Raw genomic sequence first — 24,504 nt, 5'->3', positions numbered from 1 at the left:
CCCACATTGCCACGCGCGCCCGACAGGCACAGACTTGAGGGCAATCGCATTCAATCGCTAGAGAGAGGCACACGATGACCCCCAGCTCGGTTCACGACATCCGCAACCTGGCCCTCTTCGGCCACGCCGGCAGCGGCAAGACCACCCTGGTCGAGGCCCTGCTCGCCGCCGCCGGCGAGATCGGCGCACCCGGCAGCGTGGAGCGCGGCGACACGGTCGCCGACTTCGACCCGCAGGAAAAGGCGATGGGCCACTCGCTGCACGCGGCGCTGGTCCACCTGGAGTGGGCCGGCCACTGGATCAACCTGCTCGACACCCCGGGCCTGCCCGACCTGAGTGGTCGCGCCCTGGTGGCGCTGCCCGCGGCCGACACCGCCGCGGTGGTGATCAACGCCGCGGCCGGCATCGAGAGTGGCACCCGGCGCATGATGGACGCCGCGAAGGGCAAGTGCCGCATGATCGTGGTCAACAAGATCGACGCCCCGGGCGCCGACCTCGGCGCGCTGATGGACGCCATCGCCGCCACCTTCGGCCGCGAGTGCCTGCCGATCAACCTGCCCGCCGCCGACGGCAGCCGCGTCATCGACTGCTTCTTCGCGCCCGACAACGCCGCCGCCACCGCCTTCTCCAGCCCCTCGGCGGCGCACGACGCGATCGTCGACCAGGTCGTCGAGCTCGACGAGGCGCTGATGGCGCAATACCTCGAGCAGGGCGAGTCGCTCGACCCCGAGCAGCTCCACGCCCCCTTCGAGCAGGCCCTGCGCGAAGGCCACCTGGTGCCGGTGTGCTTCGTCTCCGCGCGCAACGGCGCCGGCGTGCGCGAGCTGCTCGACATCCTCGGCAAGCTCGCCCCCGACCCCACCGAGGCCAACGTGCCCGCCTTCCTCAAGGGCGAGGGCGCGGCGGCGGAGGCCGTCGAGGTCGCGCTCGACGCCGAGCGCCACGTCGTCGCCCACGTCTTCCAGATCGCCAACGACCCCTACCGCGGCAAGCTAGGCCTGTTCCGGGTGCACCAGGGCCAGGTCACGCCCAACTCGCAGCTCTACATCGGCGACGGCCGCAAGCCCTTCAAGGTCGCCCACCTGCTGCGCATGCAGGGCAAGAACACGGTCGAGACCGCGCTCGCGGTGCCCGGCGACCTGTGCGCCGTGGCGCGCGTGGACGAGCTCACCCGCGACGCGGTGCTGCACGACTCGCACGACGAGGACTACTACCACCTCGCCCCCGCCGCCTGGCCGCAGCCGGTGTTCGGCCTCGCGCTGATGACGCGCAAGCCGGCCGACGAGCAGAAGCTCTCCGAGGCGCTCGCCCGCCTGATGGAAGAGGACCCCTGCCTCGAGGTCAGCTTCGATCCGCGCAACCGCCGCACCGTGGTGCGCGGCCTGGGCGAGCAGCACCTCAAGATCGTGCTCGAGGAGCTGTCCACGCGCTGGAACCTGCAGCTCGACACCGCGACACCGAGCATCCCCTACCGCGAGACGATCACCGTGGTGGCCGAGGCGCGCTATCGCCACAAGAAGCAGAGCGGCGGCGCCGGCCAGTTCGGCGAGGTCGCGCTGCGCGTCGAGCCGCTGCCGCGCGGCACCGGCATCGAGCTGGCGGACGAGGTCAAGGGTGGCACCATCCCGACCAACTTCATGCCGGCAGTGGAAAAAGGCGTGCGCCAGGCGCTGATCGAAGGTGCGCTGGCCGGCTTCCCGCTGCAGGACATCCGCGTCGTGATCACCGATGGCAAGCATCACGCGGTCGATTCGAACGAGGTCTCCTTTGTCACCGCCGGCCGCCATGCGCTGCTCGAAGCGGTGCTGGGCGCCCGGCCGATCGTGCTCGAGCCCCTGCTCGACGTGCAGGTGAAGGTGGCCGACACGCTGTTCGGCGAAGTCAGCGCGGAACTCGCCGGCCGCCGCGGACGGCTCACCGCGACCGACAGCCCGGCGCCGGGCTGGACGCTGATCTCGGCGCGCGTGCCGATGGCCGCGCTGGAAGGCTTCGAGAGCCGGCTGAAGGCGATCTGCGCGGGCGAGAGCGAGTTCGTGCTCGAGGCCGGCGGCCACGAGCCGGCGCCGCAGGACGTCCAGGCCGAGCTGGCGCGGGTGTTCTCGAGCGGCAACGGCGGCAACGGCACCCACTGAGGCTGGAGGCGCCCGGCTCCGCGCGGGGTCGGGCGCAGAAAGCGCCACAACGATGCAACTCGACGAACGCCAGCGCGCCTACTGGCACAGCAATCTCCGCCTGACCTTCACGCTGCTCGGCGTGTGGTTCGGCGTGACCTTCGTCGGAGGGTATTTCGCCAGCGCGCTCAACACGGTGAGCTTCCTCGGCTTTCCCCTGGGCTTCTACCTGTTCGCCCAGGGCGCGCTGCTGGTCTATCTCGTGATCATCGTGATCTACGTGGTCGCCATGAACCGGCTCGACCGACGCTACCGCTTCAATAGCCGGCGCTGACGAGCGGCACGGCCTGCCAGCCCGTCATGCATGAGGCGAGGCTCACTGCTGCTCCGCCGAAGGGCGGGTCGGGTCGACCTTCTTGCGCCGCGGCACGATCGGGTGCGCATGCCGGCCGAGCGCGAAGTCGAGGAAAAACTTCATCCAGATCGTCACCCCCGCGCTCGCGGTCCAGGTGTCGAAGTCCATGCTGCCGGTCACGATGCCGAGGATCACGAAGACGATCACCCCGCCGCCGATCAGGTTGATCGCGAGCGTGTAGGGCGCATAGCGCTCCGGATTCGGCGGCGGCATGCCGCCCTTCAGCGCAACCTCGGAGAAATCCCGCCTGAACAGGATGCGCCACGCCCGCCGGAACCAGAAGAACGCGATCGGGAACAGGGCGAGGAACAGGATCCAGTTGAGGGCGATGCTTGCGGTGAGGATCATTCTCGACTCCAGCATGAGCGGCGATCGGCTCGCCGTCCTGCACGGTACCACTTTCCAGAAAGAAAAAGCCCCGCCAATCCGACCGGCGGGGCTCCGTTCGCACCATCCGGCGCGAGCCGGATGGTGCTGCCCGACAATTGCCGGACCCTGCTTAGTGGGCGCCGTCCACCAGCTTCGAACCGCGCGGGATGCGCACCGATTCGACCATGTGCTGGATGTGCTCCGGCGGCTCCTTGGTCACCTTGTCGACCACGATCGCAACGATGAAGTTCACCATCGCACCGACCGCACCGAAGGCTTCCGGCGTGATGCCGAAGAAGCTGTTCGGACCGCCGATCAGGTCCACGAAGTCGGTGCCCTTCACGAAGAAGATGCCCTTGTGCGCGAACACGTAGAACAGCGTGACGAAGAGACCGGCCAACATGCCCGCGATCGCGCCTTCCTTGTTCATCTTCTTGGAGAAGATGCCCATCATGATCGCCGGGAACAGCGAGGAGGCGGCGATACCGAAGGCCAGCGCAACCGTACCGGCAGCGAAGCCCGGCGGGTTAAGACCGAGCCAGCCGGAGATCACGATCGCAACCGCCATCGAGATCTTGCCCACCAGCAGCTCGTTCTTGTCGCTGATGTTCGGCACGAACACGTTCTTCACGAGGTCGTGCGACACCGCCGACGAGATCGCCATCAGCAGGCCGGCAGCGGTCGACAGCGCGGCAGCCAGACCACCCGCGGCGACCAGCGCGATCACCCAGTTGGGCAGCAGCGCGATCTCGGGGTTCGCCATCACCATGATGTCGGCGTTCACCGTCAGCTCGTTGCCCTTCCAGCCAGCCGCTTCGGCCTTGGCCTTGGCATCGGCGCTCTTGGTCTTGTCGTTGTAGTACTGGATGCGGCCGTCGCCGTTCTTGTCCTCGAACTTCAGCAGGCCGGTCTTCTCCCAGCGCTTCATCCACTCGGGGCGCTGCTCGTACTGCAGGCTGGACTCGGTGGCGTACAGGTCGGCGTTGGCCTTGACCGTGGCCGGGTTCACCACGAGCTTGCCTTCGGCGTTGCTCTCGAGACCGACCGCCGAGTTCACCGTGCCGTGCAGGTTCAGCTTGGCCATCGCGCCGACAGCAGGCGCGGTGGTGTACAGCAGCGCGATGAAGACCAGCGCCCAACCCGCCGAGCTGCGCGCGTCCTTCACCGTCGGGACGGTGAAGAATCGCATGATGACGTGCGGCAGGCCCGCGGTGCCGATCATCAGCGACAGCGTGTACATGAACATGTTGAGCGTGCTGCCCGGGATCGACGTCGTGTACTGGTCGAAGCCGAGGTCCTTCACGATCAGGTCGAGCTTGGCGAGCAGCGAGGTGTCGGTGCCGACCATATTCGAACCGAGACCGAGCTGCGGCAGCGGGTTGCCGGTGAGTTGCAGCGAGATGAAGAAAGCCGGCACCAGGTAGGCGGCGATCAGCACGATGTACTGCGCGACCTGGGTGTAGGTGATGCCCTTCATGCCGCCGAACACCGCATACAGGAACACGATCGCCTGGCCGATGTAGATGCCGGTCTCGCTCGACACGCCGAGGAAGCGCGAGAAGGCCACGCCGACACCGGTCATCTGGCCGATGATGTAGGTCAGCGACGCGGTCAGCAGGCACACCACCGCCACCGTCGAGGCCGTCTTCGAGTAGAAGCGGTCGCCGATGAACTGCGGCACGGTGAACTTGCCGAACTTGCGCAGGTACGGGGCCAGCAGCATCGCCAGCAGGACGTAGCCACCGGTCCAGCCCATCAGGAACAGGCCGCCGCCGTAGCCCATGTTGGCGATGAGGCCGGCCATGGAGATGAAGGAAGCCGCCGACATCCAGTCGGCCGCCGTGGCCATGCCGTTGGTGACCGGGTGCACGCTGCCGCCCGCGGCATAGAACTCGCTGGTGCTGCCGGCACGCGCCCAGATGGCGATGCCGATGTACAGCGCGAAGGACGCGCCGACCACCAGGTAAGTAACGGTTTGAAGATCCATAATCCTATTACTCCTCGTGGACGTCGAACTGGCGGTCGATATCACCCATCTTCTTCGCGTAATAGAAGATCAACGCGATGAAGATGTAGATTGCCCCCTGGTGGGCGAACCAGAACCCGAGCGGATAGCCTCCCAGCGAGATGCTGTTCAGCGCAGGCGCAAAGAGGATGCCGGCACCGAACGAGACCACGAACCAGATGATCAGGATCTTGGTCAGGAGGCCCAGCGTGGCTTTCCAGTAGCCGGACGCACTGTTGTTTTCCATCATGTCTCCTCGTTTTAAGTGAAACACCTTCCACCGCAAGGCCCGAAAGCTGGAGACACCCCCGGACCATGCAGCAGTAGGGCGATTATAGAAAGATCAGTCTTACTTATCCCTTACAGAGACGTAAGGAGTGAGGCGCGAGGCGTAAGGTGCGTGCAAGAAAAAACCCGCCGACTCCGGGGGGAGCGGGCGGGTTCGTCGCAGCCGGCGGGGGCGCCGGCCGGGCCAAGGCTTACATGCGGGCGATCATCGCGTCGCCGAACTCCGAGCAAGAGACCTCGTTGGCGCCTTCCATAAGGCGGGCGAAGTCGTAGGTGACCTGCTTGTCGGCGATCGCCGCCTCCATGCCCTGGATCACCCGATCGGCGGCCTCCTTCCAGCCCAGGTGGCGCAGCATCATCTCGGCCGACAGGATCAGCGAGCCCGGGTTGACCTTGTCCAGCCCGGCGTACTTGGGTGCCGTGCCGTGGGTGGCCTCGAAGCAGGCGTACTGGTCGGAGATGTTGGCGCCCGGCGCGATGCCGATGCCGCCCACCTGCGCGGCGAGCGCGTCGGAGACGTAGTCGCCGTTGAGGTTGAGCGTGGCGATCACGTCGTATTCGGCCGGACGCAGCAGGATCTGCTGCAGGAAGGCGTCGGCGATGGCGTCCTTGACGACGATCTCGCGGCCGGTGTTCGGGTTCTTGAACTTGCACCACGGCCCGCCGTCGATCGGCTGCGCGCCGAACTCTTCCTGCGCCACCTTGTAGCCGGTGTCGCGGAACAGGCCCTCGGTGAACTTCATGATGTTGCCCTTGTGCACCAGGGTCACGCTCTTGCGGTCGTTGTCGATCGCGTAGCGGATCGCGGCGCGCACGATGCGGGTCGTGCCCTCGATGGACACCGGCTTGATGCCGATGCCCGAGGTCGCCGGGAAGCGGATCTTCCTGACCCCCATCTCGCCCTGCAGGAAGTCGATGACCTTCTTCGCGCCCTCGGACAGCGCCTGCCACTCGATGCCGGCGTAGATGTCCTCGGTGTTCTCGCGGAAGATGACCATGTCGGTCAGCTCGGGCTGCTTGAGCGGGCTGGGCACGCCCTTGAAGTAGCGCACCGGGCGCACGCACTGGTAGAGGTCGAGTTCCTGGCGCAGCGCCACGTTGAGCGAGCGGATGCCGCCGCCCACCGGCGTGGTCATCGGCCCCTTGATCGACACCGAGTAGGTCTTGAGCGCGTCGAAGGTCTCCTTCGGCAGCCACTCGTCGGGTCCGTAGATCTGCGTCGACTTCTCGCCGGCGTAGACCTCCATCCAGTGGATCTTCTTCCGGCCGCCATAGGCCTTGTCGACCGCCGCGTCGATCACCTTGATCATCACCGGGGTGATGTCGACGCCGATGCCGTCGCCTTCGATGAAGGGAATGATCGGATTGTCCGGAACGGCCTGCCCCGGGACGATCTTCTGGCCGCCTGCGGGTACCTTGATCTTGGATTCGCTCATGCCTGCTCCCTCGCTCAATGGCCACGGATGGATTCCGCGGCGCTGCTGTGGCCGAACTGCCACGGAGACGTCCGTCGGGCGACGGACCGGAAGGCTGCGACGGCATGCGGGACACGCTGCAATCCGCCGCACAGCCCTCTACCGGAGGCCGATTATGTCCCAAAGCCCGGCAGGTCGAAAGGAAGCGGCGCAGCATGGCCGCGCCGGTCGGGGCGCGGCCGGCGATCCCCCGCCGGTGCTACCATTTCCGGCGTGTTCGACGCCGTCGCGGCCGCGGCGGCGGAATCCTCGGGAGGGGCTCGATGAACGTGCAGTCGGGAGAAAGCCCGGTCGCGCAGGCGATCGCGCAGGCGCTGGTGGAGGGCTTCAACAAGCACTACCGCATCTTTCGCGAGACCTCGCGCCGCGCCAAGGAGCTCTACGAGGCCGCGCAGTGGCAGAAGCAGCTCGACGCGGTGCGCGAGCGCGTGCAGTTCTACGACGACCGCGTCGACGAGACCGTGCAGCGCCTGCACGACGAGTTCGACGCCGACTCGCTCGACGACAGCACCTGGCAGCAGGTCAAGCTGCAGTTCATCGGCATGCTCATCAACCACCGCCAGCCCGAGCTCGCCGAGACCTTCTTCAACTCCGTCACCACCAAGATCCTGCACCGCAGCTACTTCAACAACGACTACCTGTTCGCGCGCCCGGCGATCTCCACCGAATACATCGAGTCCTACCCGCCGGTGTATTCGAGCTACTACCCGCGCGACCGCGGCCTGCGCGCCACCATCCGGCGCATCGTCGAGGACTTCGACTGGCAGCGCAGCTTCGAGGACCTCGACCGCGACGTCGACTTCGTGATGCGCGCGGCGCAGGCCCACCTCGGCGAGTGGCCGCCGATGGAGGTCAACTGCCAGATCCAGGTGCTGTACTCGGCCTTCTACCGCAACAAGACCGCCTACATCATCGGCAAGACGGTCAATGGCTACCAGGAGACCCCGTTCGCGATCGCGGTGCGCCACAACGAGCGCGGCCTGCTCTACCTCGACGCGCTGATCCTCGACCCGTGGCGGATCTCGGTGCTGTTCTCGCTGTCGCGCGCCTACTTCCTGGTCGACATGGAGGTGCCCTCGGGCTACGTGCAGTTCCTGCGCTCGATCATGCCCAACAAGCCGCGCAGCGAGCTCTACACCATGCTCGGCCTGGGCAAGCAGGGCAAGACCATGTTTTTCCGCGACCTGGTCTCGCACCTGCGCCACTCCAACGACCAGTTCATCATCGCGCCCGGCATCCGCGGCCTGGTGATGCTGGTGTTCACGCTGCCGTCCTTTCCCTACGTGTTCAAGATCATCAAGGATGTGTTCGGCGCGTCGAAGAACATGGACCGCGCCACGGTCAAGCGCAAGTACCTGATGGTCAAGCACGTAGACCGCGTCGGCCGCATGGCGGACACGCTGGAGTTCTCCTACGCCGCGCTGCCGCTGGCGCGCTTCCACCCCGAGCTGCTCGAGGAGCTGCGCACGCTGGCGCCGTCCTCGTTCGAGGTCGACGGCGACAAGGTGATCATCAAGCACCTCTACATCGAGCGCCGCATGACCCCGCTCAACCTGCACCTCGAGAAGGCGAGCGACGCGGAGCTGGAGGAGGCGGTCAAGGAGTACGGCAACGCCATCCGCGAGCTGGCGATCGCCAACATCTTCCCCGGCGACATGCTGTGGAAGAACTTCGGCGTCACGCGCTACGGCCGCGTCGTGTTCTACGACTACGACGAGATCGAGTACATGACCGACATGAACTTCCGCAGGATCCCGCCGGCGCCCTACGAGGAGATGGAGATGTCGGGCGAGCCGTGGTACTCGGCCGGGCCGATGGACGTCTTCCCGGAGGAATTCGCCACCTTCCTGCTCGGCGTGCAGCGGGTGCGCAAGGCCTTCCTCGCGCACCACCGCGACCTGCTCGCGCCGAAGTTCTGGCAGGACGCGCAGCAGCGCATCCGCGACGGCCATGTCGAGGACTTCTTCCCGTATCCGGTGGAGCTGCGCTTCTGCAAGCTGTTTCCGCCCGCCGCGGCCTCGGGCGCCGCCTGAGGCTGCGGCGCTGGTGCTCAGGCCGCTGCGCCGGCGACCTGCGCCTCGTCGCTGCGGGTCTCGCCGCGGCTATCGACCCAGCTCGCCACCAGGCGATCGCCCGCCGCCGCGCCCTTGAAGCGGAAGCGCAGGAAGGGGTTGGCCGAGACCGAGGGGCCGAACTCGGCGCTGAAGACCACACGCTCGCCGTGGCGGACCTCGAGCCGGGTGATGAAGTGCGCGGGGATGATCGCGCCCTTGTCGTCCTTGCGCTGGCCGCTCTCCATCGGATGGGGGACCTGCATGCGCACGTCGGTCAGGCCGTCGCGGACGTCCGCGCGGATGCGCATCGGATTTGCCATGGATTCGCTCTCCTGTGCCGGTGCGGGCTCAGCCGCAGCCGCTGATGGTGACGATGACCGCCTTGCGGGCGATGTGGAAACGGCCGCCCGCGCGCACCAGCGCGACCACGTCGGCGCTCTGCGCCATCTTCAGCCGGGTGATCACCTCGGGCTGGGTGCCCTCCGGGATGGAGAACACCGCGGCGAGCGGGAAGGGGTTCTTCTCGACCAGGATCGCGATGCGGTCGGTGCCGGGCAGGCGGCTCTTGACCTCGACCGAGACCGCATTGGCGACCTCGGCGATGTCGGGGGCGGCGAGGCTCAGCTCGGTGCTCGCAGAGGCATCCTGGGCACCCAGCGCGGCGAGCGCGGCATCGAGCTCGCGCGCGTCGAAGCCGGGCCGCGCGGCGGCGGCCTGCGCCTGCGCGGGCGAGATCACCCCGGCCGCGACGAGCAGGCCCAGTACGCCGAGGCCGCCGGCGGCGTGCAGCAGTTGTCTTCGTTTCTGGTCCATCCGGTTCTCCTGCAGAAATCGACTGGCAGGCCGTAAGGGGAGCCTCCGCCGCCGGCCGCGGTGGCGGCGCGTGGCCGCCGAGGGCGGCTATACTCGCACGGCCGGCGCCGCCCTGGCGCAGCGCGGCATCGCCCGCCCGCATGCGGGCGCTCCATCGAGGCATCACGCACAATGAAGAAAAGACTCCTCGCCAGCGCATTCGTTCTGGCCGGCGCGGTCGCCCCCGCACAGGCCGCGGATCCCCACCTGGCGCGCAACCTCGCCGCCACCTGCGCCAACTGCCACGGCACCGGCGGGCGCAGCGTGTACGAGCCGCTGGTGGGACGGCCGCGCGAGAAGCTGCTCAGCATGCTGGCGGACTTCCGCTCCGGCGAGCACGAGGCCACGATCATGCACCAGATCGTGCGCGGCTACACCGACGAGCAGCTTGAGCTGATCGCCACCTGGTTCTCGGAACAGCGCTGAGGAAGAGGAAACGCATGAACCTGCACCGACGCGATTTCCTGCGCGCCACCGCGGCCACCGCCGCCGCGCTCGCCCTCCCCCGCATCGCCAGCGCGCGCGCGCGCCCCCACGTCGTGGTGGTGGGCGGCGGCTTCGGCGGCGCCACCACGGCCAAGTACCTGCGCATGTGGAGCGAGGGCGCGGTCGACGTCAGCCTGATCGAGCGCGAAACCGCCTTCGTGTCCTGCCCGATGTCCAACCTGGTGATCGGCGGCCTCAAGACGATGGCCGACATCACCCTCGACTACGAGCGCCTGCGCAGCAACTGGGGCGTGCGCGTGATCACCGACGAGGCCATCGGCGTCGAACCCGGCCGCCGCAGCGTGCGCACCGCGCGCCACGGCGAGATCGCCGGCGACCGCCTGGTGCTCGCCCCCGGCGTGGCCTTCGAGTCCGCGCGCATCGAGGGCCTGGCCGGTAACGAGGAGCGCATCCCGCACGCCTGGAAGGCCGGCCCGCAGACCGCGATCCTGCGCGCCCAGCTCGAGGCGATGCCCGACGGCGGCGTGTTCGCGATGACCATCCCGCGCGCACCTTACCGCTGCCCGCCCGGCCCCTACGAGCGCGCCTGCGTGGTCGCCCACTACCTGCGCACCGCCAAGCCACGCTCCAAGCTGCTGGTGCTCGACGCCAACGAGGGCATCATCGCCAAGAAGGCGCTCTTCGAGCGCGCCTTCGCACGCTACGGAACGATGATCGAATACCGCCCCAACAGCACCCTGCTGGCGGTGGACGCCGCCACGCGCGAGGCCGAGTTCGAGTTCGAGCGCGTGCGCGCGGACGTGCTCAACGTGATCCCGCCGATGCGCGCCGGCGAACTCGCCACCCGCAGCGGCCTGGCCCTCGTCAACGACGCCTGGGCGGAAGTCGACTGGCTCGCCTTCGGCGCGCGCGGCATGCCCGGCGTGCATGTGATCGGCGACGCGGTGTTCCCCGCCCCCGGCATGCCGAAATCCGGCCACATGGCCAACCAGCACGCCAAGGTGGTCGCAGCGGCGATCCTCAACGACCTCGCCGGCCTGCCGCCGAATCCCACCCCGGTGGTGATGAACACCTGCTACAGCTTCGTCGACGACCGCGCCGCGATGCACGTGGCCTCGGTGCACCAGTACGACGCCGCCAAGGCACAGCTGCTGCCGGTGCCGGGCGCGGGCGGGCTGTCGGAGGAGGCCAGCGTGGCCGAGGGCCGCAGCGCGCTGAAATGGGCGTACCACATCTGGGCCGACACCCTGGAGTGAGCGGGTGGGGAGGGCCGCGCCCGCGCCCCTGCAAGCGCCGCCACGGGCACTGCGAGGGGATTACTCGAGCGAGCTGATGTACATCGCCACGCCCTTGACCTCGAGCTCGGTGAGCTTCGAGGCGATCGAGTGCATGATGGCGTTGTCGTTGGTGCGTTCGCGCTTGTTGAAGGAGCGCAGCTGGTCCTCGATATAGCGCGGCACCTGTCCGGCCAGGCGCGGCAGCTGGTCGGTGCCGTGGCCGGCCTCGCCGTGGCAGCCGGCACAGGCGGGAACGCCCGAGGATTCATTGCCGCGGTGGAAGATGTAGCGTCCCACCCCGGCGAGCTCGACATCCCGTGCGGGGCGCGGCTTGGTGGGCTTCTGCTCGAAATAGACGCCGAGCGCGAGCATCTCCTCGGGTGCGAGGTCCGTCGCCATGCTCGCCATGGTGTCGCTCTTGCGTCGCCCGGCCTTGAAGTCGGCGAGCTGCTTGGCGATGTACTGGTGGTGCTGGCTTGCCAGGCGCGGATAGAGCGGCGAGGAGCTGTCGCCATCGACGCCGTGGCAGAGCCCGCAGCGCGCCGCGCTGATCTCGGCGGCGCGCGCGAGATCGACCTTGGGAAGCTCGCCGGCGCCTGCCGCGGCGAACCCGAGGGACAGCCCCAGGCCCGCGACGCAGCGGGCGAGCGTGCTCGTCGAAGCCTTCATCCGTGGTTCTCCTGTGGCCGCACGCCGAGTCGGCACGGCGTAGCTGAGGTGAGCGATTGCCGCAATGATACCAAGCGCCCGCCTCCGTGCCCGCAGGCGCTTCGCGCCGCGAGGTCCCATGCAGGAGCGCCGGCAGGCGCGAGCTCTCCTGTACGTGCGGTCTCCTGTAGGAGCGCCGGCAGGCGCGAAGGCGGCGGAGGGTGGCACGCGCGTCGGCTTCGGCACGGCCTTGTTCGCAGCTGCCGCCGCTCCTAAAGAGGATCGGAGACGTGGCGGTTCGTGTAGGAGCGCCGGCAGGCGCGAAGGCGGCGGAGGGTGGCACGCGCGTCGGCTTCGGCACGGCCTTGTTCGCAGCTGCCGCCGCTCCTGCAGAGGATCGGAGACGTGGCGGTTCCTGTAGGAGCGCCGGCAGGCGCGAAGGCGGCGGAGGGTGGCACGCGCGTCGGCTTCGGCACGGCCTTGTTCGCAGCTGCCGCAGCTCCTACAGAGGATCGGAGACGTGGCGGTTCCTGTAGGAGCGCCGGCAGGCGCGAAGGCGGCGGAGGGTGGCACGCGCGTCGGTTTCGGCACGGCCTTGTTCGCAGCTGCCGCAGCTCCTACAGAGGATCGGAGACGTGGCGGTTCCTGTAGGAGCGCCGGCAGGCGCGAAGGCGGCGTTGGCCAGCGGTGGTGACGGCGGCGGTGGCCGGCGGCGACCGTGTCGATCGCCGCACGGCCCTCTTCGCGGCTGCCGCCGCTCCTACAACGCCCCTCCTACAACGCCCCTCCTACAACGCCGCTCCTGCGGGAGCCGTGACGGCTTCGACAGCTCGCCGGCTTGCGGCGAAGATCCGGGCGTGGGCACCTAAGCCGGGACGGTCCGCTCCCAGCCGAGCTCCAGAATCCACGGCCCCGGCCCGGCTGCGAGCGCGGCGCGCACGTAATCGACCATGTGCTCGGGCAGGGCCCCGGGAGCGTGCCATTCGAGGCGGTCGCACTTGTGCGGCTCGAGGATGGCGGGCTCGCCGGCGAAGCGTTCGGCGGCGAGGAAAAAGTCGATGCGATTGCTGTCCGAGCGCCGATGGACCACGCCCAGCCAGGCCAGCGCGCCCTCCTCGACCTCCAGGCCGGTCTCCTCGCGCAGTTCGCGGCATGCGGCTGCGCGCACCGACTCGCCCGGCTCGACATGCCCGCCGGGCAGGCTGAAGAGGCCGTCGAAGAAGCCGGTGCCGGCACGGCGCATCAGCAGCACCCGGCCCTCGCGCCGGCACAGCACGTGCACGCCGGTGGGAATGCCTGCATGCATCAGTGCTTGCCCGTGCTGCCGAAGCCGTCCGCCCCGCGCGAGCTCTGCTCGAAGCCCTCGACGAAGTTGAAGCCGACCTGCAGCACCGGCACCACCACGAGCTGGGCGATGCGCTCCAGCGGCTCGATGGTGAAGCTCGCGCGCCCACGGTTCCACACCGACACGAAGATCTGCCCCTGGTAGTCGGAGTCGATCAGCCCCACGAGGTTGCCGAGCACGATGCCGTGCTTGTGGCCGAGCCCGGAGCGCGGCAGCACCATCGCCGCCAGCCCGGGGTCCGAGAGATGGATCGCGAGGCCGCTCGGCACCAGCGTGGTCTCGCCCGGATGCAGGGTGATCGGCCCCGGCAGGCAGGCGCGCAGGTCGAGCCCCGCGGCGCCCTCGGTGGCGTAGGCGGGGGGATGGGTCTTGAGGCGCTCGTCGAGCAGCCTGACGTCGATTCGGTGCATGTCGGCTCTCCTTGCCGGCGGGCGGCGCGTGGCGCGCCCGGCCTGTCGTTGCGGTTTCGCTCAGCGCCCCCGGGGCGGCAGCAGGCCGGCGAGGTGGGCGACGATGCCGCGCGCCACCTCGGCCTTGGCGGCGCGCGGCAGCGGGTGGCGACCGGCGTCGTCGTAGAGGATCACGGTGTTGTCGTCGCCGCCCATGCCGTCGCTGACGAGGTTGCCGACCAGCATCGGCAGCCCCTTGTTGCGCCGCTTGCCCTCGGCGTAGGCGTCGAGGTCGCGGCTCTCTGCGGCGAAGCCGACGCAGAAGGGCCCATCCGCGCGCGCGGCGACCTCGGCGAGGATGTCGGGGTTGGGGGTCAGCGCGATGTTCAGTGTATCGGCAGTTTTTTTCAGCTTGTGTTCAGCGCTCGCGAGCGGGCGGTAGTCCGCCACCGCGGCCACGCCGATGAAGACGTCCGCCCCCGGCAGCGCGGCGAACACCGCGTCGCGCATCTCGAGCGCGCTGGTCACGCCGACGCGCGTCACATCGGCCGGCACCGGCAGGCACACCGGCCCGCTCACCAGCACCACCTCCGCGCCAGCCTGGGCACAGGCGCGCGCCAGCGCATACCCCATCTTGCCGGAGCTGATGTTGGTGATGCCGCGCACCGGATCGAGCGCCTCGAAGGTCGGCCCGGCGGTGAGCACCACCTTGCGCCCGGCGAGCAGCCTGGGGACGAAGAAGCCCTCGAGGCGTTCGAGCAGTTCCTCGGCCTCGAGCATGCGCCCCATGCCGACCTCGCCGCAGGCCTGGTCGCCCGCCGCGGGGCCGAACACGGCGACGCCGTCGGCGCGGATCTGCGCGACGTTGCGCTGCGTCGGCGGCGACTCCCACATCTGGCGGTTCATCGCCGGCGCCACGATCAGCGGCACCGCGCGCGCCAGGCACAGCGTGCTGAGCAGGTCGTCGGCGTGGCCGTGGGCGAGGCGGGCGAGGAAATCGGCGGTCGCGGGAGCGACCAGGATCGCGTCGGCGTCGCGCCCGAGGTCGATGTGCGCCATGTGGTTGGGCATGCGCGCATCCCACAGGTCGGACCACACCGGGTTGCCGGAAAGCGCCTGGTAGGTCACCGGGGTCACGAAGCGCGCCCCGCCCTCGCTCAGCACCACGTGGACCTCTGCGCCCGCCTTGCCAAGCAGGCGCACCAGCTCGGCGGATTTGTACGCGGCGATGCCGCCGCCGACCCCGAGGACGATCTTGCGATTGCTCAACATGCTCATGACGATGGACTATACTCCGCGACGGATCGATGCATTCTGGATGGGCCGGCAGGCCCCGACGAGGGAGGCGGACACGCGATGGCGATCACCGACTGGCCGGCGGACGAGCGTCCGCGCGAGAAGCTGCTCGCCCGCGGCGCCGCCGCGCTGTCCGACGCGGAGCTGCTGGCGATCTTCCTGCGCGTGGGCATCCGCGGCCAGAGCGCGGTGGATCTCGCCCGCACCCTGCTGTCCCGCTTCGGCAGCCTCACCCGCATGTGCGGCGCCGACGCGAACGAGTTCGCCGCGGTGCCGGGCATGGGGCTGGCGAAGTATGCCCAACTGCAGGCGGTCATGGAACTGTCGCGGCGGGCGCTCGCCGAGACCCTGGCCGAGCGTCCGCTGTTCGATTCGCCCCAGGTCGTGCGCGACTGGCTGCGCCTGCGCCTCGGACACCTGCCGCACGAGACCTTCTGCGTGCTGCTGCTCGACGCCCGCCACTGCATGATCGAGGCGGTCGATCTGTTCCGCGGCACGCTCACCCAGACCTCGGTCTATCCCCGCGAGGTGGTCAAGCTCGCCCTCGCGCGCAACGCCGCCGCCGTGATCCTCGCCCACAATCACCCCTCGGGCGCCGCCGAGCCGAGCACCGCCGACGAGCTGCTCACGCGCGCCCTGAAGGACGCCCTCGGCCTGGTCGACGTGCGCGTGCTCGATCATTTCGTGGTCCCGGCGCACGGTCATCCGGTATCATTCGCCGAACGCGGCCTGCTCTGAGGTCCCGTCCGCCCTTGCGCTCGGACCCCGACCCCTGTCTGGCACCCTACCCTGCGAACACGATGATGGTGCGCGGGGCTTGCCTCGACCGCGCCTCTTGCATTATCCTCGCACGTTTTCCGCAATCAGAATTCCCTGGAGCATCGTATGGCTCGCGTCTGCCAAGTGACCGGTAAAGCACCGATGGTGGGAAATAACGTTTCCCACGCAAACAACAAGACCAAGCGTCGTTTCCTGCCCAACCTGCAGAGCCGCCGCTTCTGGAGCGAAGGCGAGAACCGCTGGATTCGCCTGCGCGTCTCCAACGCCGGTCTGCGCACGATCGACAAGAAAGGCATCGACGTCGTCCTTGCCGAGCTTCGCGCCCGTGGCGAGAAGCTGTAAGCAACCGAACTGAACGGAGAAGGCCATGGCCAAGGGCATCCGCGAAAAGATCAAGCTGGAGTCGACCGCCGGTACGGGTCACTTCTACACCACCTCGAAGAACAAGCGCACCACGCCTGGAAAGCTCGAGTTCAACAAGTACGACCCGGTCGCGCGCAAGCACGTCCCGTACAAGGAAGTGAAGCTGAAGTGAGTCGGCACGGCGGTTGCACGCAACCGCCAAGCGGAACACACGCGCTCCAGAAAACCGGAAGGGCCATCGGATGATCCGATGGCCCTTCTGTTTTTTCATCCGCCACCGGTGGTGGCGGATGCGATCACGAGCGCTGCGGAATCACGCGCGCTGGATGTTCGAGGCCTGTTTGCCCTTGGGGCCCTGGGTGACGTCGAAGGAGACCTTCTCGCCTTCCTTGAGGCTCTTGAAACCGCTCATGGTGATGGCGGAAAAATGTGCGAACAGGTCTTCACTTCCATCATCCGGCGTGATGAAACCGAAACCCTTGGAATCGTTGAACCACTTCACGGTACCAGTTGCCATATTGCTTGAATCCTTCAAGGTTGCTTGTTACACCGCGGCTTTAGCAGACCGCGGTCGTGTCGGCGCTGACAGGAACCATAACCACCTCCGGAAGCCCCTCGGGATCAGGCTCTGGCCGGCGCACGCCTTCGTTTTTACGCATTCGCCACGACAGCGTCAACGGGATTTCGCGGGCTTTCGATCGCGCAGCGCAACATGAAAAGACCCCGAATCCCCCCCATCGCGGGCGCAATTTCGCGCCTGGCGTGGGCACGCGTTCATGCCGCAGCGCAAGAAGCCGGATTCGCGCGGTGTACGCCAAACCACACTCCGCCTGGGGTTTTCAGGAGACTCGACACGCACACGAAGCGTGTGTTGCACTCTGCTTCGACTTCATTAGAATGATTTTATGGGCACCCGAAAACAAGACGATCTGGTCCTGGAAGCCAAGCGGACGCGCACGCGGCCGCCCCCGCTCTTCAAGGTCATGCTGCTGAACGACGACTACACGCCGATGGATTTCGTCATCGTCGTCCTGCAGAAATATTTCGGCATGGATCGCGAACGTGCCACGCGAGTCATGCTCCAAGTCCACAGAGAGGGCATGGGGGTATGCGGCGTCTTTCCCAGGGACATCGCCACGACCAAGGTTGAGCAGGTCACCTCGTTTGCTCGTCAGCATCAACATCCGCTGGCATGCGTAATGGAGGAGAATTGAATGATCGCGCAAGAGCTTGAAGTCAGCCTGCACATGGCTTTCGTCGAGGCACGGCAGAAGCGCCACGAGTTCATCACCGTGGAGCATCTTCTGCTTGCCCTGCTGGACAACCCTTCCGCCGCACAGGTGCTGAAGGCGTGCGCCGCAAACATCGACGAACTGCGCCGCGAGCTGACCGGTTTCATCGAAGAACACACTCCGCGCATCGAAGGCACGGACGAGATCGACACCCAGCCCACGCTGGGTTTCCAACGCGTGATCCAGCGCGCGATCCTGCACGTGCAGTCCTCGGGCAAGAAGGAAGTCACCGGCGCCAACGTGCTGGTGGCGATCTTCGGCGAGAAGGACTCGCACGCGGTGTATTACCTGCAGAAGCAGAACATCTCGCGCCTGGACGTGGTGAACTTCATCTCCCACGGCATCGCCAAGGCGCCGCCGCAGGGTAACCCGCCGCAGGGCCGCAGCGAACCCGAGCAGGGCGAGCAGGAGCAGGAAGAGAAGTCCTCCGGCGGCGCGCTCGAGAGCTACACGCAGAACCTCAACCAGCAGGCGCTGGTGGGCAAGATCGACCCGCTGATCGGCCGCGAGAAGGAGGTCGAGCGCGTCATCCAGACCCTTTGCCGCCGGCGCAAGAACAACCCGCTGCTGGTCGGTGAGGCAGGCGTGGGCAAGACCGCGATCGCGGAGGGCCTGGCGCGTCGCATCATCGAGGGCCGTGTACCCGAGATCCTCGAGAACGCACAGGTGTTCGCGCTCGACATGGGCGCGCTGCTCGCCGGCACCAAGTACCGCGGCGACTTCGAGCAGCGCCTGAAGGCGGTGCTCAAGCAACTCATCGAGAACCCCAACGCGATCCTGTTCATCGACGAGATCCACACCCTGATCGGTGCGGGTGCAGCCTCGGGCGGCACGCTGGATGCGTCCAACCTGCTGAAGCCGGCGCTATCCTCAGGCCAGCTGAAGTGCATCGGCGCGACCACCTACAACGAGTTCCGCCAGATCTTCGAGAAGGACCACGCCCTGTCGCGGCGCTTCCAGAAGATCGACGTGGTAGAGCCTTCGGTGGCCGAGACGGTCGAGATCCTCAAGGGGCTCAAGAGCCGCTTCGAGGAGCACCACGGCATCAAGTACAGCAACTCGGCGCTGTCGAGCGCCGCCGAGCTGTCGGCCAAGTACATCAACGACCGCCACCTGCCCGACAAGGCGATCGACGTCATCGACGAGGCCGGCGCCGCCCAGCGCATCCTGCCCAAGTCGAAGCAGAAGAAGACCATCGGCAAGAACGAGATCGAGGAGATCGTTGCCAAGATCGCCCGCATCCCGCCGCGCACCGTGTCCAACGACGACAAGGCCGCGCTGAAGACGCTCGAGCGCGACCTCAAGAACGTCGTCTTCGGCCAGAACGCCGCCATCGAGGCGCTCGCCAAGGCGATCAAGATGTCGCGTTCCGGCCTGGGCAACCCGCAGAAGCCGATCGGCTCCTTCCTGTTTTCCGGCCCCACCGGCGTCGGCAAGACCGAGGTCGCCCGCCAGCTCGCCTACACGCTGGGCATCGAGCTGGTGCGCTTCGATATGTCCGAGTACATGGAGCGGCACGCGGTCAGCCGCCTGATCGGCGCGCCCCCGGGCTACGTCGGCTTCGACCAGGGCGGCCTGCTCACCGAGCAGATCACCAAGAAGCCGCACAGCGTGCTGCTGCTCGACGAGATCGAGAAGGCCCATCCGGACATCTACAACATCCTGCTGCAGGTCATGGACCACGGCACGCTGACCGACAACAACGGCCGGCAAGCGGATTTCCGCAACGTGATCATCATCATGACCACCAACGCGGGAGCCGAGGCGATGCAGAAGTCGGTGATCGGCTTCTCGGCCAAGCGCGAGCCGGGCGACGAGATGGGCGACATCAAGCGCCTGTTCACGCCGGAGTTCCGCAACCGGCTGGATGCGATGATCTCCTTCAAGGCGCTCGACAACGAGGTCATCCTGCGCGTGGTCGACAAGTTCCTCATGCAGCTCGAAGCGCAACTGCACGAGAAGAAGGTCGAGGCCCACTTCAGCGACGAGCTCAAGGCCTGGCTGGCCGAGAAGGGCTTCGATCCGCTGATGGGCGCGCGCCCGATGGCACGCCTGATCCAGGACACCATCCGCTCCGCGCTCGCCGACGAGCTGCTGTTCGGCCGCCTGGTCAACGGCGGCAAGGTGACCATCGACCTCGACGAGGACGACAAGGTCAAGCTGGTGTTCGAGGAGACGGAAACGGCCACGGCCTGAGCGATCTTCGCCGGGACGCTTCCGGCGCACAGGCGAGACGGCATGCCCGCGAGGTCGGGCATGCCGTTTTTCTTTGCGGCCACGCGCGCCGGCTCCTGCGCTGCCGCGCCCGCGACACGGTCGTTTATCATGCCCGCTCCCGCGCCGACCACCCGGCGCACCGCCCCCTTTTTCGAGGAGCCAGCATGAACATCCAGACCGCCGACCTCTGCGACACCCACGAAGACAAGCTCGCCGTCGTCGCCCCCATGTTCGCCAGCTACGGCGGCCGCCCGTCCTTCGGCGGGCCGATCGCCACGCTGAAGATCTTCGAGGACAACTCCTTCGTCCGCAAGGCGGTGGAAGGTCCCGGCGACGGCCGCGTGCTGGTGATCGACGGCGGCGCCTCGATGCGCTGCGCCCTGGTCGGTGACCAGCTCGCCGAACTCGCGGTCAAGAACGGCTGGGCTGGCATCCTCGTCTACGGCTGCATCCGCGACTCGAAGGCGATCGGCGAGATGGACCTCGGCGTCTTCGCGCTGGGCACCCACCCCAGGAAGACGGTGAAGCGCAACGTCGGCGAGGTCGACGTCCCGGTGAGCTTCGGCGGCGTCACCTTCCAGCCCGGCCACTACGTCTACGCCGACGAGGACGGCGTGGTCGTGAGCGCGCAGCCCTTGCTTTGAGAGGCGCCAGGAGTCACGCGTAAGGGGCGGGGAGCGAGACGGCGAGCGCGGCAAGGCCTGCTCCGGAACCCGCCGCGGTACCGCACGACACGACGCATCTGGTCACGAACACGATCTTCACGCGCAGGATCGCAGCGCGCGCCCCGCCTGCCGAGCGGTTGTGGCGCCCTGCAGGCGCGCAGCCATCGACGTGGCTGACGACGGCCACCCGTAGCATTCGCGCCTGCCGGCGCTCCTACAGGAACCATCGAGGCGTGCAATGCAGCAGAGCCGCCCCGCTTTCCCGTTTCACAGCGCTCCATTCCTTTTCACAATACAAAAACGATGTAGCAAGTTACTGTTTAGCATAGAAAAGATTTTTTCTTATGTCTTATATAAGACATATTGCTGCTGCGCGGAATGCCTCCTATACTCTCTTCCCATCTGCAGTGCCCTTTCTCCCTCGAAAACCGCTGCAGCCGGAACACCGCGACCGGTGCCTGAACCCGCCGCGATGCCTGACCCCCTCCTGCATTCATAAGGACGCATCATGACCATGACCCGCGAACAGCAAATCGCCGCCCTCGAAAAAGACTGGGCCGAGAATCCCCGTTGGAAAGGCGTCAAGCGCGGCTACTCCGCGGCCGACGTGGTCCGCCTGCGTGGCAGCCTTCAGCCCGAGTACACCTTTGCCCAGCGCGGCGCCAAGGTGCTGTGGGAAAAAGTGAACGGCGGCGCCAAGAAAGGTTATGTGAATGCCTTCGGCGCCATCACCGCCGGTCAGGCCATGCAGCAAGCCAAAGCCGGCCTCGAGGCCGTGTATCTGTCCGGCTGGCAGGTCGCCGCCGACGGCAACACCTCCGAGACCATGTACCCCGACCAGTCGCTGTACGCCTACGACTCGGTGCCGACCATGGTTCGCCGCATCAACAACACCTTCAAGCGCGCCGACGAGATCCAGTGGTCGCGTGGCATCAACCCGGGTGACGAAGGCTTCATCGACTACTTCCTGCCGATCGTCGCCGACGCCGAGGCCGGTTTCGGCGGCGTGTTGAACGCCTTCGAACTGATGAAGAACATGATCGCCGCCGGCGCGGCCGGTGTGCACTTCGAAGACCAGCTGGCGGCCGCCAAGAAGTGCGGACACATGGGCGGCAAGGTGCTCGTCCCGACCCGCGAAGCGGTCGAGAAGCTGATCTCCGCGCGTTTCGCCGCCGACGTCATGGGCGTTCCGACCCTGATCCTGGCCCGTACCGACGCTGAAGCGGCCAACCTGATCACCTCCGACTACGACGAGAACGACAAGCCCTTCCTCACCGGCGAACGCACCCAGGAAGGCTTCTTCCGCGTCAAGAACGGTCTGGAACAGTCCATCTCCCGCGGCGTCGCTTACGCCCCGTACGCCGACCTGGTGTGGTGCGAGACCGGCGTGCCCGATATCGGCTTCGCCCGTGAGTTCGCCCAAGCGGTGCTGGCAGCCTGCCCCGGCAAGCTGCTGTCGTACAACTGCTCGCCGTCCTTCAACTGGAAGAAGAACCTCAACGACTCGCAGATCGCGTCCTTCCAGGAAGAACTGTCCGCGCTGGGCTACAAGTACCAGTTCATCACCCTGGCCGGCATCCACGTCAACTGGTTCAACACCTTCAAGTTCGCCCACGCTTACGCTCGCGGCGAAGGCATGAAGCACTACGTTGAAATGGTTCAGGAACCGGAATTCGCAGCGCGCGAAATGGGCTACACCTTCGTCTCGCACCAGCAGGAAGTCGGTACCGGCTACTTCGACGACGTCACCACCGTGATCCAGGGCGGCTCGTCCTCGGTCAAGGCACTGACCGGCTCGACCGAAGAAGAGCAGTTCCACTAAGAGACTGCTTCCCTCATAACGGGGGGAGGAGACGAAAGGCCATCCTGCGGGATGGCCTTTTTTCGATTTCCTCGGCGAGAACCGTGCGCACCTCGATCGAAGCTCCTGTAGGAGCGGCGCAAGCCGCGAACAGGCGGTGACGAGGCGATATGCGTCAGCGGTATCGGGCCGCCGCATTCGCGCCTGCCGGCGCTCCCACAAAAAACACCGGGGCCACCCCGAAGGGCGGCCCCGGACCTCGAAGCGAGACGCGAAAGAGGGTGAGCGCTCAGCCGCGACCCGGGCCCATGCCGCTGCCGTCACGCGGGCCACCGCCCTTCATGCCGCGCTCGCCCTTGCGCCCCATCTTCTGGAACTCCGCATCGAACACGGTCTTCTGCGCATCGCTCAGCGTCGCGTAGAAGGTCTCGACCGACTTGCGCGCCTCGCCCATCTCGGCCTGGCGCAGCTTGCTCATGTCCTCCATGCGCTGCATGCGCTCGATCGCCGTCTTCGGCTGGTCCGCGGCGCGACGCTCGGCCATGTTCGCGGCCATGCGCTCGGCGCGCGCCTTCATGTCGGTCTTGAAGCTCTCGAAGGCGGGCTTCTGCTCCGGGGTCAGCGCCAGCGCCAGCTCCAGGCGCGCCATGTGCAGTTCCGCGCGCTCGGCCATCTTCGCCTTCATCTGCTCGGGCGCCATCTGTGACCAGCCGGCCTTGCCGCCGCGCGGGCCGTCGCAATGTCCGCCCCAGGCCAGCGCGGCGGTGCTGCCGATGGCGCCGGTGGCGATGATGGCGGCGGCGATCGAGGTCTTGATCCAGTTTTTCATGATGGCTCTCCTGTGGGTTGCTTGTCCGTGTTGCCCGTCCGTTCGGGCGACGGAGCCATTTGAACACCGCGATGTAAGCCGGGTTTGTCCGCGCGGCGCGCGTTTGCAGCCTGATGTCTCGGCAGCGCGCGCAGATACGCTGGGATACAAAGCCGGCCCCGCCCCGACTTATGATCCGGGCCATGGAGACCCCCGCATGAACACGTCCGACCACATCCTGATCGTCGATGACGATCGCGACATCCGCCAGCTGCTCGCCGACTACCTCGAGAAGCAGGGCCTGCGCTGCACCACCGCCGCCGACGGGCGCGAGATGAAGGCCGCGCTGGAGACCCACCGCATCGACCTGGTCGTGCTCGACCTCATGATGCCCGGGGAGGACGGCCTCACCCTGTGCCGCAACCTGCGCGCGAGCGGCGGGCCGCACGCCAACACGCCGATCCTGATGCTCACCGCGCGCGGCGAGGACATGGACCGCATCATCGGCCTCGAGATGGGCGCCGACGACTACCTCGCCAAGCCCTTCGTGCCGCGCGAGCTCTTCGCCCGCATCCGCGCGGTGCTGCGCCGCACGCGCGCGCTGCCGCCCAACCTCGACGCCGCCCCGCCCGCCAACGCGCGCCTGCTGCGCTTCGCGCACTGGTGCCTGGACACGGTCAACCGCCACCTGGTCGACGCCGAGGGCACGGTGGTCGCGCTCTCGGGCGCCGAATACCGCATGCTCGCGGTCTTCCTCTCGCACCCGCAGAAGGTGCTGTCGCGCGACCAGCTCATGGAGCTCACCCAAGGCCGCGAGGCCGACGTGTTCGACCGCTCGATCGACCTGCTGGTGAGCCGGCTGCGCCAGCGCCTCGGCGACAACGCGCGCGAGCCGGCGATCATCAAGACCGTGCGCAACGAGGGCTACGTGCTCGCCGCCGAAGTCGACACCAGCGCCGAAGCGCCGGGCGGAGGCGGCCCGCGATGAGACTGCCGCTGCCGCCCAGCCTGTTCGCCCGCCTGATGCTGATCTGGCTGGTCGGCATCGCGCTGGTGCTCGCGGTGAGCCTCGCGCTCTTCCTCGGCGAGCGCGAGCGCATCGGGCGCAGCGCGCTGTTCGAGGGCGTGGCGCAGGAGATCGCCAGCGTCGCCGACCTGCTCGACAGCATGTCGCCCCCCGAGCGCGCGCGCTGGATCGACGAGATCGGCCGCCGCCGCCTGCGCCTCGCCTTGCGTCCGCCCCACGATCACCTGCGTCCGCTCGCCGAGGACCACCCCCTGCACGCCGCCCTGCGCGAGGCGATGCCGCAACGCCCGGCGACGCTGTACACCCATCCGCGCGACGACCGCCCCCACCCCGGCCTGGCGATCGTGCTCGCGCTCGCCGATGGCACCCCGCTGCAGGTGCGCCTGCCAGGCATCCCACCGGCGCCGCCGATCATGCCGCATCAGCGCGGGCCCTTCCTCGCCGCGCTCGCCGCGCTGGTGCTGGGCGTCGGCCTGCTCACCTGGATCGCGGTGCGCATCGCCACGCGGCCGCTGTCGCGCATGGCGGAGGCCGCGCGCGCGCTCGGCGAGGACCCGACGCGCGCGCCCATGGACACCCG

The 24,504-nt window shown here is 67.6% G+C and carries 25 protein-coding genes and 1 pseudogene; 14 read left to right on the top strand and 12 right to left on the bottom strand.

The window, feature by feature from the left end; translation table 11 throughout:
- Positions 1-74 precede the first annotated feature (74 nt).
- Positions 75-2,132: an elongation factor G gene (fusA, locus tag C667_RS06395; protein WP_004358839.1), complete on the top strand. Its 2,058-nt coding sequence runs from the start codon at positions 75-77 to the stop codon at positions 2,130-2,132.
- 52 nt (positions 2,133-2,184) lie between these two features.
- Positions 2,185-2,445 carry a DUF4212 domain-containing protein gene (locus C667_RS06390; RefSeq protein ID WP_004358837.1) on the top strand — a complete coding sequence of 87 codons (261 nt, stop codon included), beginning with the start codon at positions 2,185-2,187 and terminating at the stop codon, positions 2,443-2,445.
- Between the two features lie 42 nt (positions 2,446-2,487).
- On the opposite strand, the gene C667_RS06385 is transcribed toward C667_RS06390, so the two are convergent.
- The 4 genes from C667_RS06385 to icd form a co-directional block, all read right to left on the bottom strand.
- Positions 2,488-2,874: a hypothetical protein gene (locus C667_RS06385; protein ID WP_004358835.1), complete on the bottom strand. Its 387-nt coding sequence runs from the start codon at positions 2,872-2,874 to the stop codon at positions 2,488-2,490.
- Positions 2,875-3,025: 151 nt separating this feature from the next.
- A complete protein-coding gene (locus C667_RS06380) occupies positions 3,026-4,882 on the bottom strand; it encodes a sodium:solute symporter family protein (protein ID WP_004358834.1) in 1,857 nt (618 codons plus the stop codon).
- A 7-nt stretch (positions 4,883-4,889) separates the two neighbouring features.
- A complete protein-coding gene (locus tag C667_RS06375) occupies positions 4,890-5,150 on the bottom strand; it encodes a DUF4212 domain-containing protein (RefSeq protein ID WP_004358833.1) in 261 nt (86 codons plus the stop codon).
- 229 nt (positions 5,151-5,379) lie between these two features.
- Entirely contained in the window at positions 5,380-6,624 is a 1,245-nt protein-coding gene (gene icd / locus C667_RS06370) for an NADP-dependent isocitrate dehydrogenase (protein ID WP_004358831.1), read from the bottom strand.
- A gap of 302 nt (positions 6,625-6,926) precedes the next feature.
- Between icd and aceK the strand changes: the two genes are divergently transcribed.
- Positions 6,927-8,696: a bifunctional isocitrate dehydrogenase kinase/phosphatase gene (gene aceK / locus C667_RS06365; protein WP_004358829.1), complete on the top strand. Its 1,770-nt coding sequence runs from the start codon at positions 6,927-6,929 to the stop codon at positions 8,694-8,696.
- A gap of 17 nt (positions 8,697-8,713) precedes the next feature.
- On the opposite strand, the gene soxZ is transcribed toward aceK, so the two are convergent.
- Both soxZ and soxY read right to left on the bottom strand, forming a co-directional pair.
- Positions 8,714-9,037 carry a thiosulfate oxidation carrier complex protein SoxZ gene (gene soxZ, locus C667_RS06360; RefSeq protein WP_039920886.1) on the bottom strand — a complete coding sequence of 108 codons (324 nt, stop codon included), beginning with the start codon at positions 9,035-9,037 and terminating at the stop codon, positions 8,714-8,716.
- 28 nt (positions 9,038-9,065) lie between these two features.
- Entirely contained in the window at positions 9,066-9,530 is a 465-nt protein-coding gene (soxY, locus tag C667_RS06355; protein WP_004358826.1) for a thiosulfate oxidation carrier protein SoxY, read from the bottom strand.
- 171 nt (positions 9,531-9,701) lie between these two features.
- Here soxY and C667_RS06350 point away from each other — a divergent pair, with 171 nt between their 5' ends.
- Together C667_RS06350 and C667_RS06345 are read left to right on the top strand one after the other, a co-directional pair.
- The gene (locus C667_RS06350) at positions 9,702-9,995 is read left to right on the top strand and encodes a c-type cytochrome (RefSeq protein WP_004358824.1); all 294 of its coding nucleotides are present in this window, start codon (positions 9,702-9,704) and stop codon (positions 9,993-9,995) included.
- Between the two features lie 14 nt (positions 9,996-10,009).
- Positions 10,010-11,272, top strand: a complete 1,263-nt coding sequence (locus tag C667_RS06345) for an NAD(P)/FAD-dependent oxidoreductase (protein WP_004358822.1) — start codon at positions 10,010-10,012, stop codon at positions 11,270-11,272.
- 60 nt (positions 11,273-11,332) lie between these two features.
- Here the strand turns inward: C667_RS06345 and C667_RS06340 are convergent, their stop codons facing one another.
- From C667_RS06340 to coaBC, 4 genes are all read right to left on the bottom strand, one after another.
- Complete coding sequence (locus C667_RS06340; protein ID WP_004358821.1) at positions 11,333-11,962, bottom strand: c-type cytochrome; 630 nt, start codon at positions 11,960-11,962, stop codon at positions 11,333-11,335.
- Between the two features lie 844 nt (positions 11,963-12,806).
- Positions 12,807-13,247 carry an NUDIX hydrolase gene (locus C667_RS06335; RefSeq protein WP_004358820.1) on the bottom strand — a complete coding sequence of 147 codons (441 nt, stop codon included), beginning with the start codon at positions 13,245-13,247 and terminating at the stop codon, positions 12,807-12,809.
- Positions 13,247-13,696, bottom strand: a complete 450-nt coding sequence (dut, locus tag C667_RS06330; RefSeq protein ID WP_004358818.1) for a dUTP diphosphatase — start codon at positions 13,694-13,696, stop codon at positions 13,247-13,249. Before dut ends, C667_RS06335 begins: the two co-directional genes overlap by 1 nt.
- A gap of 60 nt (positions 13,697-13,756) precedes the next feature.
- Positions 13,757-14,953, bottom strand: coding sequence for a bifunctional phosphopantothenoylcysteine decarboxylase/phosphopantothenate--cysteine ligase CoaBC (coaBC, locus tag C667_RS06325; RefSeq protein WP_004358815.1), 1,197 nt, complete (start codon positions 14,951-14,953; stop codon positions 13,757-13,759).
- A gap of 78 nt (positions 14,954-15,031) precedes the next feature.
- Here coaBC and radC point away from each other — a divergent pair, with 78 nt between their 5' ends.
- The 3 genes from radC (at position 15,032) to rpmG (ending at position 16,286) form a co-directional block, all read left to right on the top strand.
- Entirely contained in the window at positions 15,032-15,709 is a 678-nt protein-coding gene (radC, locus tag C667_RS06320; protein ID WP_004358813.1) for a RadC family protein, read from the top strand.
- Between the two features lie 147 nt (positions 15,710-15,856).
- On the top strand, positions 15,857-16,093 hold the full coding sequence (rpmB, locus tag C667_RS06315; protein ID WP_004358811.1) for a 50S ribosomal protein L28: 237 nt from the start codon (positions 15,857-15,859) through the stop codon (positions 16,091-16,093).
- Positions 16,094-16,118: 25 nt separating this feature from the next.
- Entirely contained in the window at positions 16,119-16,286 is a 168-nt protein-coding gene (gene rpmG / locus C667_RS06310; RefSeq protein ID WP_004335521.1) for a 50S ribosomal protein L33, read from the top strand.
- 141 nt (positions 16,287-16,427) lie between these two features.
- On the opposite strand, the gene C667_RS06305 is transcribed toward rpmG, so the two are convergent.
- The gene (locus C667_RS06305; RefSeq protein WP_004321247.1) at positions 16,428-16,631 is read right to left on the bottom strand and encodes a cold-shock protein; all 204 of its coding nucleotides are present in this window, start codon (positions 16,629-16,631) and stop codon (positions 16,428-16,430) included.
- A gap of 388 nt (positions 16,632-17,019) precedes the next feature.
- On the opposite strand from C667_RS06305, the gene clpS reads away from it, so the two are divergent.
- From clpS to aceA, 4 genes are all read left to right on the top strand, one after another.
- On the top strand, positions 17,020-17,328 hold the full coding sequence (gene clpS / locus C667_RS06300) for an ATP-dependent Clp protease adapter ClpS (protein ID WP_004321249.1): 309 nt from the start codon (positions 17,020-17,022) through the stop codon (positions 17,326-17,328).
- A complete protein-coding gene (gene clpA, locus C667_RS06295) occupies positions 17,329-19,602 on the top strand; it encodes an ATP-dependent Clp protease ATP-binding subunit ClpA (RefSeq protein WP_004358808.1) in 2,274 nt (757 codons plus the stop codon).
- 185 nt (positions 19,603-19,787) lie between these two features.
- The gene (rraA, locus tag C667_RS06290) at positions 19,788-20,267 is read left to right on the top strand and encodes a ribonuclease E activity regulator RraA (RefSeq protein ID WP_004358806.1); all 480 of its coding nucleotides are present in this window, start codon (positions 19,788-19,790) and stop codon (positions 20,265-20,267) included.
- Positions 20,268-20,796: 529 nt separating this feature from the next.
- A complete protein-coding gene (gene aceA / locus C667_RS06285) occupies positions 20,797-22,110 on the top strand; it encodes an isocitrate lyase (protein WP_004358804.1) in 1,314 nt (437 codons plus the stop codon).
- 268 nt (positions 22,111-22,378) lie between these two features.
- Here the strand turns inward: aceA and C667_RS06280 are convergent, their stop codons facing one another.
- Positions 22,379-22,918: a Spy/CpxP family protein refolding chaperone gene (locus tag C667_RS06280; RefSeq protein WP_004358802.1), complete on the bottom strand. Its 540-nt coding sequence runs from the start codon at positions 22,916-22,918 to the stop codon at positions 22,379-22,381.
- Between the two features lie 196 nt (positions 22,919-23,114).
- Between C667_RS06280 and C667_RS06275 the strand changes: the two genes are divergently transcribed.
- Positions 23,115-23,885 (top strand): response regulator, encoded by a 771-nt coding sequence (locus C667_RS06275; RefSeq protein WP_004358800.1) that lies wholly within the window; start codon positions 23,115-23,117, stop codon positions 23,883-23,885.
- A pseudogene (locus C667_RS06270) lies at positions 23,882-24,504 on the top strand (two-component sensor histidine kinase); the annotation flags it as partial. The gene C667_RS06275 and the pseudogene C667_RS06270, both read left to right, overlap by 4 nt.

It is taken from the genome of Thauera phenylacetica B4P, from assembly GCF_000310225.1.
Taxonomy (GTDB): domain Bacteria; phylum Pseudomonadota; class Gammaproteobacteria; order Burkholderiales; family Rhodocyclaceae; genus Thauera; species Thauera phenylacetica.
The sequence above is the reverse complement of the archived record's forward strand: the minus strand, read 5'-3'. Positions and strand labels throughout refer to the sequence as shown.